The organism is Bacillus sp. FSL M7-0307, from assembly GCF_038627835.1.
Lineage (GTDB): Bacteria > Bacillota > Bacilli > Bacillales > Bacillaceae > Bacillus > Bacillus altitudinis.
This window is the reverse complement of sequence record NZ_CP152023.1, coordinates 2003640-2018590: the sequence shown is the minus strand read 5'-3', so window position 1 is coordinate 2018590 and position 14951 is coordinate 2003640. Positions and strand designations below refer to the sequence as shown.

Here is a 14951-nt window from a genome sequence, read left to right as displayed (position 1 = left end):
TTTTGTCATGTATGAAGGAGGGAGTAAAAGAAAAGAGAATGTAACGAGAGATGATAAAGGAGGAATCTGATGATGAGCGAATTTGTATCAAAAGAATCCATTATGCAGTTGTTAGAGGAAATTGAGCGAAAGATTGATGAGGTGGAAGAAGAACTGTCTTTAGCTGTCAAAAAAACAAAAAACGCTGCCGTAGAGGAGCAAGAACAAATCATTGACCGTCTTGAATCTGAAGTGAAGGAATGTGAATTGAAAATTCATGCAGCAGAGTATAAGCTGGCGGCAAGACCCGCATATCACGCCGGATAGCTTTTCTATTTGAGCAATAAGTAAACGTTTGATAGGATGGTTCATAGAGGTGAACACTTTGGATAATCAAACATTACTGAAACATACACAAGAGTTGATCACGTGGATCGAAGAAGCATACGAGCAGTACCTTAAGGGAAAGGCAGAAGAGGAATACCCAGTTTATGATTTTTACAACGATATTCAGCCGGCCGTTGTCAAATTTGATCAGCAAATGGAAGAGTGGCTTACTGCTGCTACCTCATTTATTCATCAGGCCAAACCTAGATACTTACATCAAGAACAGCTTGAAGCCGTCCAAGAAAATGGAAAAGAGGTTGTGCTGCAATCTTATTTTGGCAAACAGCATGCACCTCGTGTGAAAAATTTAGTTGAGTCAGTGATTTATACACTGAACCTTTTAATAGAAGAAATCAACAAACGCAGCTGATGAAACAGTCTGCGTTTTTCTTATGGCTGCTGTAGGCACATCTTCTGCTTCCTGAACATAATATATCATTGACTTCAATATGTTTTCAGAGCGAGAGGAGCGAGATACATGTTCCCTTATTCAAACCAGCCATCTTATGAAATGAATCAATTTCAGCAACGGCCTTTTCCGTATCCAGATATGCAGCAGCCTCCGCAGCCTCCAGAATATTTCATGCCCCCATATCAAGGTGAAATGAACCAGCCGCCGTCTGCAGGCTATCAGCCGCCTTTTGGATATCAGGAAAACTTCCAGCCTTATCAGCCGCAGCCTGAAGCAATGAATCAGCCGCAAATGCAGCCGCCGGGCATGATGCCTATGCAGCAACCTATGAATCCTTATCCTTTGCCAAGGCCACAAAAACAGCAATCATCTCAATTTAAAAGTGTGCTGTCACAATTTAAAAAAACGAATGGGCAATACGATTTTAATAAAATGTTTGATACTGCTGGACAAATGATGAGTACAATGAATCAAGTGGGCTCATTGGCGAAAGGATTTACAAGCATTTTTAAAGCATAGCAAAACCCAATAGATATACATCTATTGGGTTGTTTGTTTTGGCGCAGTCACACGAAGAGATTGATCTTTCCAAACGCTCTTCATATTGGTTTCATCTATTTTTGCAGGCATTAAAATGGTTTTGGTAAAGCTCGAATAGGAGGAAGTCATGTCTGTTTTGATTTTTTCCTGTACCGATAAGTGTAAATATTGCGCTTTCACTTCTAGTGCGATATCACCTTCGACAAAATGGTCTGGAAATCGAATCTCAATATATACATATTGATCATCTTCTGCCACATCGGTTGTAATGGACGCAAGTGAATGGCTTGTGGTCATCAGCGCCTCCGCACTATTTAAAATGTCGTGAAACGGCGATGATGCAAAAAATTGTTCAATCGCTTCATATAGAATGTCTTCATTTGCTAACAACTCGTGTTTCTTTTCACTTTCATGTTTCATTTGAATCACCTCTCATCTATAGCCTATGCAAAAGGGGCTCAGGCGGTTATCAATTGATGAGAGGAAAAAATTATGATTAAATAGTGTTGAATGAAGCAAGGTGTATGGGCGTGAAGGTGTTTATACGCTAAATAGATCTAGAAGCAAAGCTTGAAGGGAGCAAATGAACATTGCTGAAAAAATTATTCGGTTTCGGAAAAAACCAAGATGATGTAAAGGAAGAAGTCATTTATTCTCCAGTTGATGGAGAGTTAATGGATATGACCGATGTACCAGATCCCGTTTTTTCTCAAAAGATGATGGGAGACGGCGTAGCTGTAAAACCAAAAAACGGCACCATTGTGTCACCAGTAGATGGTGAAATTATTCAACTCTTCCATACAAAACATGCAATTGGGATTCGAACACTCTCGGGGCTTGAGCTTCTGATTCATATCGGACTTGAAACGGTTGGATTAAATGGTGAAGGCTTTGAAGCACACATAAAAGAAGGGGATAAAGTGAAAGCAGGTGATCCTCTCATTACGTGTGATTTAGCGCTGATCGAAGAAAAAGCGGCAAGCACAGTGACACCAATTGTCATCATGAATGGTGATTTAGTAGAACATCTTACCAAAGAACCTAAGGGCTCTGTAGAAAAGCAGACGTCCAAACTTTTTACAGTGAAAATGAAATAATCCAAAAAAACTACCCTGAGTTGATAGGGTAGTTTTTTTATTGAGGAGATTAATCCTCCATTGGAACCCAGCCTTTACTTGCTTCCATGACAGTCCATAAACCTTCTGGAATCAAGTACTTGTCTTTTTGACTGCGTTTAATGACGGTTTCAATCTCGTTTTCTCTGCCTTCTTTAATCTTTACTGCCCAATCGGGATCAACAATGACTTCTCTTGCAACAGCGATGAGTGGAATCCCTTGATTGTATGCATTCAGTGCATCCGCAGCTGTAATGACGCTGCCGACACCGATGAGTGGAAGCGTGTCACCACAGCGCTCTTTTAATAGCTCCATCCGCGTCTTACTTGTATCAGCACCACGTCTTGCTTTAGCGTCAATCTCCATTAAAGAAATATGCAAGTAATCAAGGTTTTTCGTCTTAAGTACGTCTACTAAAGTAAATGTTTCTGTCATGGTTAAACCAGGTGTTTCTGGTTCTTCAGGTGATAATCGGTATCCAAAGATAAATGGTTTTGTTACATGCTCTTTGATTGCTTCTTTCACTGCATCTACTACTGCAATTGGAAATGCGAGACGCTTTTCTTCGCTTCCGCCCCATTGATCTGTACGCTGATTACTATGCGGGGAGTAGAATTGCTGTAATAAATATCCGTTCGCTCCATGGATTTCGATCCCATCAAATCCTGCTTGGATCGCGCGCCTTGCTGCTTCTTTAAACGAGTCGATGATGTGAGGAATTTCTTCTTCTGTCAAAGCTCTCGCAATTTGTTTTCCATCTTTGAATACATCACTTGGCGCAACGACATCACCGTTTGGGACTAAATGAGGGAGAGCCTGAGAGCCGCCATGATGAATTTGCATAATGGCTTTTGTTCCTTTCGCTTGAATCGCAGAAGCAAGCTTTTGAAGGCCAGGTATATCTTCATCCCTTGCAATAGAAGGCTGTCCTTCAAACGCCTTACCATCTGGCGTCACGTTTGCGCATGCGGTGATGACCATGCCCATTTCACTTGATCTAGCGGTAATAAAATCAATTTCTTCCTTTGAGATCGTGCCATCCTCATGAGAACCGAAGTGTGTCATTGGTGCAACGACTAAACGGCCATCAATAGAGGCACCCCCCGGGAATGTAAAAGGTTCAAATAAAGGCTTAAATTCGTTTTTCAATCTCATCATCTTCTTCCTTAATAAAATCATTTCACTATAGAAGTGTAATAGATCCTGTTACAACACATCAAAATATTTGCTCACAAGCGGCGCATCAAAAAATTGCCGCCTAGTCATGCAAACAAATATTCGGTACACTAGAATGAGAGGTGGATACCAGATGAAGAAGAAAACAATGAACGAACTCATAGAAGATTTAAAAAAAGACGAACAGGTCGAGCATTGGCATGAAATTGAAGCGAAGCCTGCACTGACTTCTCCAATTCCTGAAAGAGTAAATGACAGGCTCAAAGTGGCGCTTGAAAAAAGAGGTGTGAGCGAACTATACATTCATCAAAAGGAAGCCTTTGAACGTGTGATGGATGGTGAGAATGTGGTGACTGTGACACCTACAGCTTCAGGTAAAACGCTTTGCTACAATCTGCCAGTTCTTCAGTCGATCGCAGAAGATCAGACAAGCCGCTCCCTCTATTTATTTCCAACAAAAGCACTCGCGCAAGATCAAAAAAGTGAATTAAACGAAATCATTCATGAGATGGATGTTCCAATTCACAGTGAAACCTATGACGGGGACACCTCCCCAGCGATTCGCCAGCGCGTCAGACAGGCAGGACATATTGTCATTACAAATCCAGATATGCTGCACTCAGCGATTTTGCCTCACCATACGAAATGGGTCAGTTTATTTGAGAACTTAAAGTATATTGTCATTGATGAGCTTCATACATATCGAGGCGTGTTTGGCAGTCATGTCGCCAATGTCATTCGTAGACTAAAGCGAATTTGTGCATTTTATGGAAGTGACCCGACCTTTATTTGTACTTCAGCGACCATTGCGAATCCGAAAGAGCTTGCAGAGCAGCTGACCGGAAGCAAGGTGCATCTCATTGAACGAAACGGAGCGCCTAGCGGTAAAAAGAATTTTGTCTTTTACAACCCGCCAGTCGTCAATAAGCCATTAAATATTAGACAAAGTGCGGCCACTGTTGTGAATCAGCTCGCTAAAACATTTTTAAAAGAAAAAATTCAAACGATTGTTTTTGCTAGAAGTAGGGTAAGAGTTGAAGTCATCCTAAGTCATATTCAAGAACTAGTGAAAAAAGAAATTGGTCCTAAATCGATCCGTGGTTATCGCGGGGGCTATTTGCCGAAAGAGCGGCGCATGATTGAAAAAGGTTTAAGGGAAGGAGACATTCTCGGTGTTGTCAGCACAAACGCACTAGAATTAGGAGTAGATATTGGACAGCTAAAAGTCTGTATTATGACCGGATATCCTGGCAGTGTAGCGAGTACGTGGCAGCAGGCAGGACGAGCTGGAAGGCGTCATGAGGAAGCACTCATTATCATGGTCGCAAGCTCATCGCCACTTGACCAATATATTGTCAGACACCCTGAATACTTCTTTAACAGACCACCTGAATCGGCAAGAATCAATCCTGAGAACCTTATCATCTTAGTCGATCATCTAAAATGTGCGTCCTACGAGCTACCGTTTCGAGAAGATGAACAGTTTGGCAGTATGGAAGTAGAAGAAATCTTGCAATACTTACATGAAGAAGGGGTTCTTCATTTCAGCGGGAACCGTTATTATTGGTCAGATCAATCGTTCCCGGCTCATGGCATCAGTCTGAGATCTGCAAGTCAGGAAAATGTCGTCATTGTCGATCAATCCGATGTAGCGAACGTTCGAATTATTGGGGAGATGGATCGATTCAGTGCGATGACCTTACTTCATGATGAAGCGATTTATTTACATGAAGGGGTTCAGTATCAAGTGGAAAAGCTAGATTATGAGCATCTTAAGGCTTATGTGAAACAAGTCGATGTAGAATATTATACAGATGCGAATTTAGCAGTTCAGCTCAAGGTGCTTGAAATTGATCAAACAACAGAGAAAGAGGCGGTATCTGTTCACTACGGTGATGTGACCGTCAATGCAATGCCGACCATTTTCAAAAAAATTCGATTATCAACTGGGGAAAATATCGGTTCCGGCCCGATTCACTTACCTGAAGAAGAGATTCATACGAGTGCTGCTTGGTTTGAATTACATGAAGCAGAACGGACATTTGAAGAAAAAACACTTGAACAGCTCTTGCTCGGTATTGCCAATGTTCTTCAGCATATTGTTCCGGCGTTTGTCATGTGTGACCGTTCAGACATTCATGTCATTTCTCAAATAAAGGCAGCCCATACCGGGAAACCGACCGTATTTTTATATGATCATTACCCAGGTGGAATCGGTTTAAGTAAAGAGGTCCAGGCTCGCTTTGATGAAATTGCCTGTGCAGCCACTCAGCTGATTGAGCGATGCAGCTGCGAGAACGGCTGCCCATCTTGTATTGGCATGGAAATGAAAGAGATCAATGGAAAAAGCAGTATCATTCAATTGATGGCAGGATTTTAAGGGAAAGGAGGAATAGACCTACTCATGTCATTAAAAGGAAAATTAAACAGAATGAAAAAACACCTGTCGCACAATCAGTCAGATGAAAAGCGTGGGGCAGTAAAAAAGGGACAAACGCACACTGTAACGGCTGAAACCATTCCATTTCTAAAAGAGTGGGGGGAATTAGGTGCAGCTCCCTACTACTTTGAAGACTCTTTCTGCCTCATTCGGGAAGTGACCTATCCACTTGACCATCAGCATGGGCGATATTCATTTGCAGAACTGCCGGAGATGGTGAGTGCATGGAACAAAAGTGAGATTCAGCATTCTCTTTCTGCAAAAGGCTACAAGCCTCACGAGCTATTTTTCTTCGATACAGAAACAACAGGACTATCTGGCGGAACGGGAAATATGATTTTTTTGCTTGGGCATGCGAGAGTTTATTCAGATAAAGTGGTGGTAAAACAACATCTGCTCACGAATCCAGGAAATGAAGCGGCACTTTACAAAAGCTTTCTTAGTGAGGTGGATGTCGAATCACTTGTGACATATAATGGAAAATCATTTGACTGGCCTCAAGTCAAAACGAGGCATACATTATTACGCGATCAAATACCTGCTCTACCTGAATTTGGTCATTTTGACCTTCTGCATGGGTCAAGGAGATTGTGGAAACATAAATATGAGCGTATGGCTCTTTCGGTTGTAGAAAAAGAGGAACTGCACGTCAATCGAGAGGGAGATACACCGGGGTTCCTCGCACCAATGATCTATTTTCACTTTTTAAAGGAACAAAACCCGAAACTGATTGAAGGAATTTTGACTCACAATGAACTTGATGTCTTATCGTTAATCAGTCTCTACATTCATTTGTCTAAAAAAATCTTATCTAAAGATGCGGTGAAGGAAGACGATGAGAAATATGCATTAGCTAAGTGGCATCTTGCTCACCGTGATGTGCAGGAAGCAACAAAGCACCTGCAAGAATTAACGGGAGCAGCGTTTGAGCATGCGGATCAAGCAGCTTATGATCTATCGTTACAGTACAAGCGATTAAAACAATGGGATGAAGCGGCATGCATATGGAGACGTCTATTTGAATCAAGTGATGTTCATGTAAGATTAAAAGCGGGTGTAGAGCTTGCAAAGTATGAAGAACACCGTCAAAAAGATCCAAAAGCAGCCCTTTCCATTACCCAAACATTGTTATCACAATCGTCTTTAAGTGAACGAGACATTGTGGAACTTGACAAGCGAGAAAAGCGGCTCTTAAGAAAAGCTAGGCAATGAAATTATTGCCTGGGAAAGCGCAAAAAATGACAACGTTCGGCTCTCGGCCGAAAATAAAAATTGTTTAGCACTTTTATTGTAGAAAAGTCACGAATCCTGTAAAATAACGTTAGATATTGAATGAGGAGCGTAGAGCATGTATAAGGGTCTTTTCTACTTGTTTTTTCTTGTTGTCATATTGGTCGCTTTTGTTTTTTCAAACTATAAAGATGTTTTTCTTGCAAACTTTTAAAATAGGTTAATGCATTAGTACATGTACACCTCTTGATTCATACATTGTTAATGTAAGAAAATCAAGGAGAGGGGAATGCTACATGTACCATCATCATCATTGCAATCCAAATGTTACACAGCCAATTGTACATCCAACGAATCACTGCTGTACGCATAGTGAGTCAACTACAATTGTGCCGCACATCCACCCGCAGCATGTAACAAATGTTCATCACCAAAATTTCCAACATGTTCACTACTTCCCGCATACGTTTTCTCAGGTGGACCCGGCAACACATCAACACTTTAACTGCGGTGGACCTTGCTGTAACAGATAAAGTGAAATGGGACTTTTATAAGTCCCTTTTTTTAAAAGCAGGTGAAAAAATGAAAATTATCGCTGTCACAGGGTACAAGCCATTTGAGCTTGGGATCTTCAAACAAGACGAGCCTGCACTTCAATACATAAAAGCGGAACTTCGGAAAAGGCTGGCGGCACTCATTGAAGACGGGCTGGAATGGGTGCTCATTTCAGGTCAGTTAGGGGCAGAAATATGGACAGCTGAAGTGGTCTTTGAGCTTCAAGAGGAGTACCCAGATTTAAAACTTGCTGTCATTACACCATTTTATGAACAGGAAGAGCGCTGGAATGAACAAAATAAAGAGCTGTATGAAGGCGTTCTTGCACAAGCTGATTTTGTAGAAAGTGTCACGCATAGACCGTATGAAAGTCCGGCACAATTTAAACAAAAGAACCGCTTTTTTATTGAAAAAACGGACGGTCTTCTCGTCTTATATGATCCCGAGCATGAAGGCTCGCCAAAATATATGATCAAAGAAGCTGAAACCTATACCGACTACCCAATTATGTATATCACAATGGATGATTTAAGAGCACAGGTTGAGGCGGAAGATCCGTTTTTTGACTAAAAGCAAGAGAAAATTTGACAACGTCACGTATTTCTGAAAAAATATACTATGAATTCACGATATGAGGTGAAAAAGATGCTTGCTGATAAAGTAAAGCTTTCTGCGAAAGAAATTTTAGAAAAAGAATTTAAAACAGGTGTCAGAGGGTATAAACAAGAAGAAGTCGATAAATTTCTAGATATGGTCATTAAAGACTATGAGACATTCCATCAAGAAATTGAAAAACTCCAACAAGAAAATCTTCACTTGTCAAAACAGCTTGAAGAAGCGGTTGAGCAAGGGAAAAGACAGCCTGCACAGTCCAATACAACAAACTTTGATATTTTAAAAAGACTATCTAATCTTGAGAAACACGTTTTCGGCAGCAAACTTTATGATTGAGTAATACCAAAAAAGCTTGTGTCAGATGACATTGTCGTTTATAATAACGCATGTTGATTAACGTTCGGGTAATCGCTGTAATGCTTTGACATTGCAGAGGAAAGTCCATGCTCGCACGGTGCTGAGATGCCCGTAGTGTTCGTGCCTGGCGAAAAAATAAGCCAGGGCAGCCTGGGAAAGGCTGACGGCAGGAAAAATGCCTACGTCCTTTTAGGATATGGCAAAGTATCCTTGAAAGTGCCACAGTGACGAAGTCTCACTAGAAATGGTGAGAGTGGAACGCGGTAAACCCCTCGAGCGAGAAACCCAAACTTGGTAGGGGAACTTTCTCAAAGGAACCAAACGGAGAGAAGGACAGAGAATTCTGTAGATAGATGATTACCACCTGAGTACGAGGCTTTTGCCGTTTGCAGTACGATGGAACAAAACATGGCTTACAGAACGTTATATCCGTTATCATAAACATGATGAAATCAAAGCTCTCCTATTTCTACATATGGAGAGCTTTTATCTTGATTACAGAATAGAACGAGAAAACAGGTGATAAACAAATGAAAACCTATACACTCATCGCAACAGCGCCAATGGGAATTGAAGCGATTGTTGCAAAAGAAGTAAGAGACCTCGGGTATGAGTGCACCGTAGATAACGGAAAAGTCATTTTTCAAGGAGATGCACTTGCCATTTGCCGTGCGAATCTATGGCTGCGTACAGCAGACCGAATCAAAGTCCAAGTTGCTGAATTTTCGGCCAGGACATTTGACGAGCTTTTTGAGCAGACAAAAGCCATTGACTGGGCCGCTTTTTTACCGAAAAATAGTACATTCCCTGTCATTGGTAAATCTGTTAAATCTCAGCTTGCCAGTGTGCCGGATTGTCAGCGTATCGTCAAAAAGGCTATCGCGCAAAAACTTAGATCATCTTACAACATACAGTCTGAATGGCTAGAAGAGACGGGCCCTGAATACAAAATCGAGGTAGCACTTTTAAAAGATAAAGTATTGCTGACGCTCGATACGTCTGGTGTGGGTCTTCATAAACGTGGATACCGTGCAGATCAAGGCGGGGCGCCGATTAAAGAAACCCTTGCAGCGGCGCTTGTCTTATTAACGAACTGGACACCTGACCGTCCGTTTGTCGATCCTTTTTGCGGATCAGGAACAATTGCCATCGAAGCAGCGATGATTGGACAAAACATTGCCCCTGGATTTAACCGGGAATTTGCATCTGAATCATGGGAATGGATCGGTGAGGACGTTTGGAACAAAGCACGCCTTGAAGTAGAAGAAAAGGCGAACTATGATCAGCCGCTTCGCATTATCGCGAGCGATATTGATCATCGTATGGTAGAGATTGCGAAACTGAACGCAGAAGAAGCTGGACTTAGTGAACTGATTCAATTTAAGCAAATGCAAGTGAAAGACTTTCAAACAAAAGATGAGTATGGTGTGATTGTCGGAAATCCGCCTTACGGTGAACGTCTCAGCGATAAGCCAGCTGTGGAAAAAATGTATCAAGGCATGGGCGAAGCATTGAAGAACCTAGATACGTGGTCCATTTACATTTTAACGTCACATGAAAAATTCGAAGAGTGTTTCGGAAGAAAAGCGACGAAAAAGAGAAAACTGTTTAATGGATTTATTAAAACAGACTATTATCAATACTGGGGAAAACGCCGGCCTAGAAAGCAAACAACTGAATCGTAACAAATGTCCACACCACGAGAAGGTGTGGATTTTTTATGCTAAACAGGTATAAGTCTTGATGGGACGGAATAAACTGAACTTGATTTTAAAAAAAGAGGTGTCTTCATGATTCATTATGATCAATTTCAGTTAATTCAAAAAGCACTCGCTTCAACAGCCCGAGAAATAGAGGGGATTGAAACAGGACAATCTGCTAAACTTACGGCAGCCATCGAGAACTTAGCAATGGCTCAAAACTACATAGACCATTCAGAGCACGCATTTTTAATGAAGGAAAGCTACCAGCATCGCCTGCGCTCTTAAAAAAAGATTGTCATACCCCAGCATAAATGTTACTATTGAATGTCTGAATGATTCAAAAGTTGGGGGTTGGAGCAGGTGACAGCATCTCGTTTGCCTTTTTCATTAACAAAAGAACATAATTTTTACGAAGAACTGGGCAACTGGATTGGTGATGTGTTTTATGACATCTTGCCAGAAAAGGGCTTTGATCTTCGAGATGAACAAATATTCATGGCTTTTCAGTTAGAAAGAGCCTTTAAAGAAAAAAGTGTGATGTTTGCCGAAGCTGGGGTAGGCACAGGCAAAACAATCGTTTACCTTTTATTTGCGGTCACATATGCAAGATATACAGGGAAACCTGCGATCATTGCATGTGCAGACGAAACGTTAATTGAACAGCTGGTCAAACAAGAAGGTGATATCTATAAAATTGCCAATCACCTTGATATTCAAATAGATGCGAGATTAAGTAAATCGCATGATCAATATTTATGCTTAAAGAAACTAGAGAAAACGATGCAACGTGAAGATGATGAGAAGTGGCTCGACATTTATGAATCGCTTCCTTCATTTGTTCATGAATCTCATGGGATGCAGACATTTTATCCGTATGGCGATCGAAAAGAGTATCCAGAATTAACAAATGATGAGTGGTCAAGAATTGGCTATGACTCTTTTCAGGACTGCTTAACGTGCGACATGCGGCACCGCTGTGGCTTGAATTTATCAAGAGACCATTACCGAAAAGCCACAGACCTCATCATTTGTTCTCATGACTTTTACATGGAGCATGTATGGACAAAGGAGTCACGTAAACGTGAAGGACAGCTGCCGCTCCTTCCTGAGCATAGCTCTGTTGTATTTGATGAAGGACATCTTCTTGAGTTTGCAGCACAAAAAGCGCTAACATACCGAGTGAAGCAATCAACACTAGAGACGTTTTTGGAGCGTCTTTTGCAAAATGATATTCGTGAAGAGTTTGCAGAACTTGTTGAAGATGCACTTGCAACAAACGATCAATTCTTTTACCTCTTAAAAACGAATGCCAAAGAAATCAAAGGATCACACCGTCTTGAAATTGGTCGTGTAGATGAGGTGAAGCGTTCAGCAAGTGAATTATGTGATTTGCTTGAGAAGATTGGAGAAGCGCTCGTATTTGAATCAGAGATGTACACAATTGATCAATATGAATTGTCTGTTGTGGAAGAGTACATTGAACAGATGGCGTATTCTCTGTCGCTTTATCAGAAAAATGCCATTAGCTGGCTGGAGAAGCAGGAATTAGATACAACCTTTGTCGTCATGCCAAAAACGGTAGCAGAAGTGCTAGGTGAAAAGGTATTTTCGCAAAAAATCCCTTATATTTTCTCGTCTGCAACATTGTCTGAAAACCAATCATTTGATTATTTAGCTGAAAGCCTTGGGATCAAAGATTACTTATCCATGAGTGTGGCTTCGCCGTATGATTATGAGGAGCAAATGCAAATGTATTTCCACGGAATTCAGCACTCAATGACAGAGTCAGATGTGAAAGGTCAGCACGTGCTGGCTCAGGTGAAAGAAAATGGCGGTCGATCTCTTATTTTATTCCCTTCATTTGATGAACTGCATGTATTTAGAAAGCAGCTCGATGCATCAAATGAATCACTGCCTTTCCATGTGTATTTTGAAGGAGACGAGGAGATCAGTACCATTGTTCAAAAGTTCCAAGCAGATGAAACATCTGTGTTATGTTCCGTTCACCTGTGGGAAGGGCTGGATATTCCAGGACATTCTCTAACAAATGTGGTCATTTGGGGACTTCCATATCCACCGCATGACCCAGTATTTGAAGCAAAACGGAATGAAGCGAAAGATGCATTTACTGAAGTGGACCTTCCATACATGCTGCTTCGTCTAAGGCAAGGTATTGGGAGACTGATTCGGACAAGCCAAGATGCTGGCAGCATTCATATTTACTTTGGCAGTCAGAAAGATATTGAGCTACAAAGTAAAATTGAATCCGTTCTTCCAGTGAGGCCAGTTATCTCTTAATAATAGAAAATGATTCAACAAAAGGAGGATACGAGCAGCGTATCCTCCTTTTTCATTGACAAAAGAACATTTATTGAAGTAGCCTTGAAACGTACATACATATTTTATTGATTGGGGGAACGAACGCATGAGTCTTGAATCAAAAGAGAAAGCGTTTTATCAATTACTAGGAAAAATCGCCCATTATACAGAGGCGCTTCATTTACTTTATTGGGACTCTCGAACACAAGCGCCTAAAAAAAGCGCTGATTTCAGAGCAGAAACCATCGGTCAATTATCCAGCGATATCTTTAATATGAAGACTTCTGATGAAATGAAAGATCTTCTTGATGCTTTAAATAAAGAAAAAAAAGAGCTGTCAAAAGACACACAGAAGGCACTCGAATTATCGCAAAAAGAATATGATGAAAACAGTAAAATTCCAAAAGAAGAATTTAAAGAATACTCCATTCTACAATCAAAAGCAGAACATGTTTGGGTAGAAGCAAGGGAGAAATCAGATTTTTCACTATTTGCGCCCTATTTAAAACAGCTGATTGATTTTAACAAGCGTTTCATTCAATACTGGGGCGTGAAAAAAACGCCATATGATGTGCTGCTCAATAATTATGAGCCGGATATGACGGTTGAACAACTCGATCAAAAATTTGGCGCACTTCGAGACGCCATCGTTCCTCTCGTGAAAAAAATTGAAGCTTCGCCAAATAAACCAGATACATCATTTTTATCGAAAAGCTTCCCGATCGACAAACAAAAAGAGCTGAGTCTCTTTTTCTTAAAAGAGTTAGGGTATGACTTTGACGCAGGACGACTTGATACAACGGTTCATCCATTTGCTGTGACATTAAGCAGAGGGGATGTACGTGTGACGACGCGTTATGATGAGCACGATTTTCGCATGGCGATCTTTGGCACCATTCACGAATGCGGCCACGCCATTTATGAACAAAATATTGATGAGGCACTGAGCGGAACGCTTTTATGCGACGGGACATCAATGGGTATTCATGAATCACAGTCTCTTTTCTTTGAGAACTTTATCGGCAGACATGAAGATTTCTGGAAAACGTATTATCAAAAACTGCAAGAGGCATCTCCTGAACAATTTAAAGATGTCACTTTAGAAGAATTTGTGCATGCGGTGAATGAATCGAAGCCGACTTACATTCGAATTGAAGCAGATGAACTCACGTATCCGCTTCACATTATTATTCGCTATGAAATTGAAAAGGCCATTTTCAATGAAGAAGTAGCCGTTGAAGACTTGCCAGCGTTATGGAATGAAAAATATAAAGCATATCTTGGCATTACGCCGCCTAACGATGCGCTTGGTATTTTGCAGGATGTTCACTGGTCAGATGGTAGTTTTGGTTATTTCCCTTCATATGCACTTGGTTATATGTATGCGGCGCAATTAAAGCAGCAAATGATCAAAGATTTACCGAATTTTGATGAACTGATTCAAAATGGGTCTTTTGCACCGATAAAAGAATGGCTAACTGAACATGTCCATCAGCATGGAAAACGGAAAAAGCCATCTGAAATCATTCAAGACGCAACTGGTGAAGAATTAAATGTTCAATACTTAATTGATTATTTAACAGATAAGTACACGAAACTATATTTATCATAAATGAAAGGCACCCTTTGATCAGAAGGGTGCTTCAGTGTGTAGACAAACCCTCGCATTCGTTGTCAGTCCTGCGTGCTGGTGCTCACGAATGTTAAATTCGCTCTGCTCCGGTGCTCGCCCTTCCTAGACTGCAAAGGTTTTCTATCACGCTGAAAAGAAGACAAAGGGCTAAAATAAAGTTCATTTTAGCCCTTTGTCAACAATCTGAGGCACCCTTTAATCAGAAGGGTGCTTTTTTGCTGGTTGAATATTCTAAAAACGAACGTTTAAAGCTTAATGATTATTTAAGTTCGGTATTTTTCTAGAAAAGTGCTTTCCAAGTGTCTGAAATCTTGTTATAATTTGAACACTATGAAACACTCATATAATCGCGTGATGAAGGCACGCAAGTTTCTACCGGACACCGATACCGTCCGACTATGAGTGAGCAAAATGAAACAGCTTTTGTATGAGCTGAAGATCCCGTGGATCGTTTTCGCATTGCTTGCTCCTTAATGGACAGCAATGCTT

15 protein-coding genes, 1 other RNA gene and 1 riboswitch are annotated in these 14951 nt (G+C 40.9%); of the genes, 14 read left to right on the top strand and 2 right to left on the bottom strand.

Annotated features, from left to right (window positions below; translation table 11 throughout):
- Positions 1-72 precede the first annotated feature (72 nt).
- The 3 genes from MHI41_RS10190 to MHI41_RS10180 all read left to right on the top strand — a co-directional run bounded on the left by MHI41_RS10190 (position 73) and on the right by MHI41_RS10180 (position 1297).
- Positions 73-306 (top strand): DUF5446 family protein, encoded by a 234-nt coding sequence (locus MHI41_RS10190; protein WP_234717153.1) that lies wholly within the window; start codon positions 73-75, stop codon positions 304-306.
- Positions 307-364: 58 nt separating this feature from the next.
- Positions 365-736 carry a YppE family protein gene (locus tag MHI41_RS10185; protein ID WP_017359730.1) on the top strand — a complete coding sequence of 124 codons (372 nt, stop codon included), beginning with the start codon at positions 365-367 and terminating at the stop codon, positions 734-736.
- A gap of 108 nt (positions 737-844) precedes the next feature.
- Positions 845-1297, top strand: coding sequence for a YppG family protein (locus MHI41_RS10180; RefSeq protein WP_017359729.1), 453 nt, complete (start codon positions 845-847; stop codon positions 1295-1297).
- 21 nt (positions 1298-1318) lie between these two features.
- On the opposite strand, the gene MHI41_RS10175 is transcribed toward MHI41_RS10180, so the two are convergent.
- Positions 1319-1738 (bottom strand): Hsp20/alpha crystallin family protein, encoded by a 420-nt coding sequence (locus MHI41_RS10175; protein ID WP_073414769.1) that lies wholly within the window; start codon positions 1736-1738, stop codon positions 1319-1321.
- Between the two features lie 170 nt (positions 1739-1908).
- Between MHI41_RS10175 and MHI41_RS10170 the strand changes: the two genes are divergently transcribed.
- On the top strand, positions 1909-2415 hold the full coding sequence (locus MHI41_RS10170; protein WP_065460619.1) for a PTS glucose transporter subunit IIA: 507 nt from the start codon (positions 1909-1911) through the stop codon (positions 2413-2415).
- A 49-nt stretch (positions 2416-2464) separates the two neighbouring features.
- Here MHI41_RS10170 and MHI41_RS10165 read toward each other — a convergent pair whose 3' ends face one another.
- Entirely contained in the window at positions 2465-3583 is a 1119-nt protein-coding gene (locus tag MHI41_RS10165) for an NADH-dependent flavin oxidoreductase (protein WP_231131592.1), read from the bottom strand.
- A gap of 160 nt (positions 3584-3743) precedes the next feature.
- On the opposite strand from MHI41_RS10165, the gene MHI41_RS10160 reads away from it, so the two are divergent.
- The 10 genes from MHI41_RS10160 to MHI41_RS10115 all read left to right on the top strand — a co-directional run bounded on the left by MHI41_RS10160 (position 3744) and on the right by MHI41_RS10115 (position 14441).
- Positions 3744-5990, top strand: coding sequence for a DEAD/DEAH box helicase (locus tag MHI41_RS10160; RefSeq protein WP_250026373.1), 2247 nt, complete (start codon positions 3744-3746; stop codon positions 5988-5990).
- A 24-nt stretch (positions 5991-6014) separates the two neighbouring features.
- Positions 6015-7262 carry a ribonuclease H-like domain-containing protein gene (locus tag MHI41_RS10155; protein ID WP_342494174.1) on the top strand — a complete coding sequence of 416 codons (1248 nt, stop codon included), beginning with the start codon at positions 6015-6017 and terminating at the stop codon, positions 7260-7262.
- Between the two features lie 314 nt (positions 7263-7576).
- Positions 7577-7813, top strand: a complete 237-nt coding sequence (gene cotD / locus MHI41_RS10150) for a spore coat protein CotD (protein WP_072368252.1) — start codon at positions 7577-7579, stop codon at positions 7811-7813.
- A 49-nt stretch (positions 7814-7862) separates the two neighbouring features.
- Complete coding sequence (locus MHI41_RS10145; protein ID WP_285850555.1) at positions 7863-8405, top strand: DUF1273 domain-containing protein; 543 nt, start codon at positions 7863-7865, stop codon at positions 8403-8405.
- Positions 8406-8480: 75 nt separating this feature from the next.
- The gene (gene gpsB / locus MHI41_RS10140) at positions 8481-8786 is read left to right on the top strand and encodes a cell division regulator GpsB (protein WP_008344631.1); all 306 of its coding nucleotides are present in this window, start codon (positions 8481-8483) and stop codon (positions 8784-8786) included.
- Between the two features lie 60 nt (positions 8787-8846).
- An RNA gene (gene rnpB / locus MHI41_RS10135) (RNase P RNA component class B) lies at positions 8847-9228 on the top strand.
- Between the two features lie 109 nt (positions 9229-9337).
- Positions 9338-10492: a class I SAM-dependent RNA methyltransferase gene (locus tag MHI41_RS10130; protein ID WP_206115520.1), complete on the top strand. Its 1155-nt coding sequence runs from the start codon at positions 9338-9340 to the stop codon at positions 10490-10492.
- 105 nt (positions 10493-10597) lie between these two features.
- On the top strand, positions 10598-10795 hold the full coding sequence (locus MHI41_RS10125) for a hypothetical protein (RefSeq protein ID WP_017359721.1): 198 nt from the start codon (positions 10598-10600) through the stop codon (positions 10793-10795).
- Between the two features lie 75 nt (positions 10796-10870).
- Complete coding sequence (locus tag MHI41_RS10120) at positions 10871-12808, top strand: ATP-dependent DNA helicase (protein WP_272511651.1); 1938 nt, start codon at positions 10871-10873, stop codon at positions 12806-12808.
- A 127-nt stretch (positions 12809-12935) separates the two neighbouring features.
- Positions 12936-14441 (top strand): carboxypeptidase M32, encoded by a 1506-nt coding sequence (locus tag MHI41_RS10115; RefSeq protein ID WP_065460604.1) that lies wholly within the window; start codon positions 12936-12938, stop codon positions 14439-14441.
- A gap of 340 nt (positions 14442-14781) precedes the next feature.
- Positions 14782-14881, top strand: a riboswitch (purine riboswitch).
- Positions 14882-14951: the final 70 nt, after the last annotated feature.

Coding starts and splice junctions, on each gene's coding strand:
- cotD (WP_072368252.1), top strand. CDS start 7,577: ATGTACCATCATCATCATTGCAATCCAAATGTTACACAGCCAATTGTA.
- MHI41_RS10130 (WP_206115520.1), top strand. CDS start 9,338: ATGAAAACCTATACACTCATCGCAACAGCGCCAATGGGAATTGAAGCG.
- MHI41_RS10190 (WP_234717153.1), top strand. CDS start 73: ATGAGCGAATTTGTATCAAAAGAATCCATTATGCAGTTGTTAGAGGAA.
- MHI41_RS10155 (WP_342494174.1), top strand. CDS start 6,015: ATGTCATTAAAAGGAAAATTAAACAGAATGAAAAAACACCTGTCGCAC.
- MHI41_RS10115 (WP_065460604.1), top strand. CDS start 12,936: ATGAGTCTTGAATCAAAAGAGAAAGCGTTTTATCAATTACTAGGAAAA.
- MHI41_RS10125 (WP_017359721.1), top strand. CDS start 10,598: ATGATTCATTATGATCAATTTCAGTTAATTCAAAAAGCACTCGCTTCA.
- MHI41_RS10145 (WP_285850555.1), top strand. CDS start 7,863: ATGAAAATTATCGCTGTCACAGGGTACAAGCCATTTGAGCTTGGGATC.
- MHI41_RS10180 (WP_017359729.1), top strand. CDS start 845: ATGTTCCCTTATTCAAACCAGCCATCTTATGAAATGAATCAATTTCAG.
- gpsB (WP_008344631.1), top strand. CDS start 8,481: ATGCTTGCTGATAAAGTAAAGCTTTCTGCGAAAGAAATTTTAGAAAAA.
- MHI41_RS10175 (WP_073414769.1), bottom strand. CDS start 1,738: ATGAAACATGAAAGTGAAAAGAAACACGAGTTGTTAGCAAATGAAGAC.
- MHI41_RS10160 (WP_250026373.1), top strand. CDS start 3,744: ATGAAGAAGAAAACAATGAACGAACTCATAGAAGATTTAAAAAAAGAC.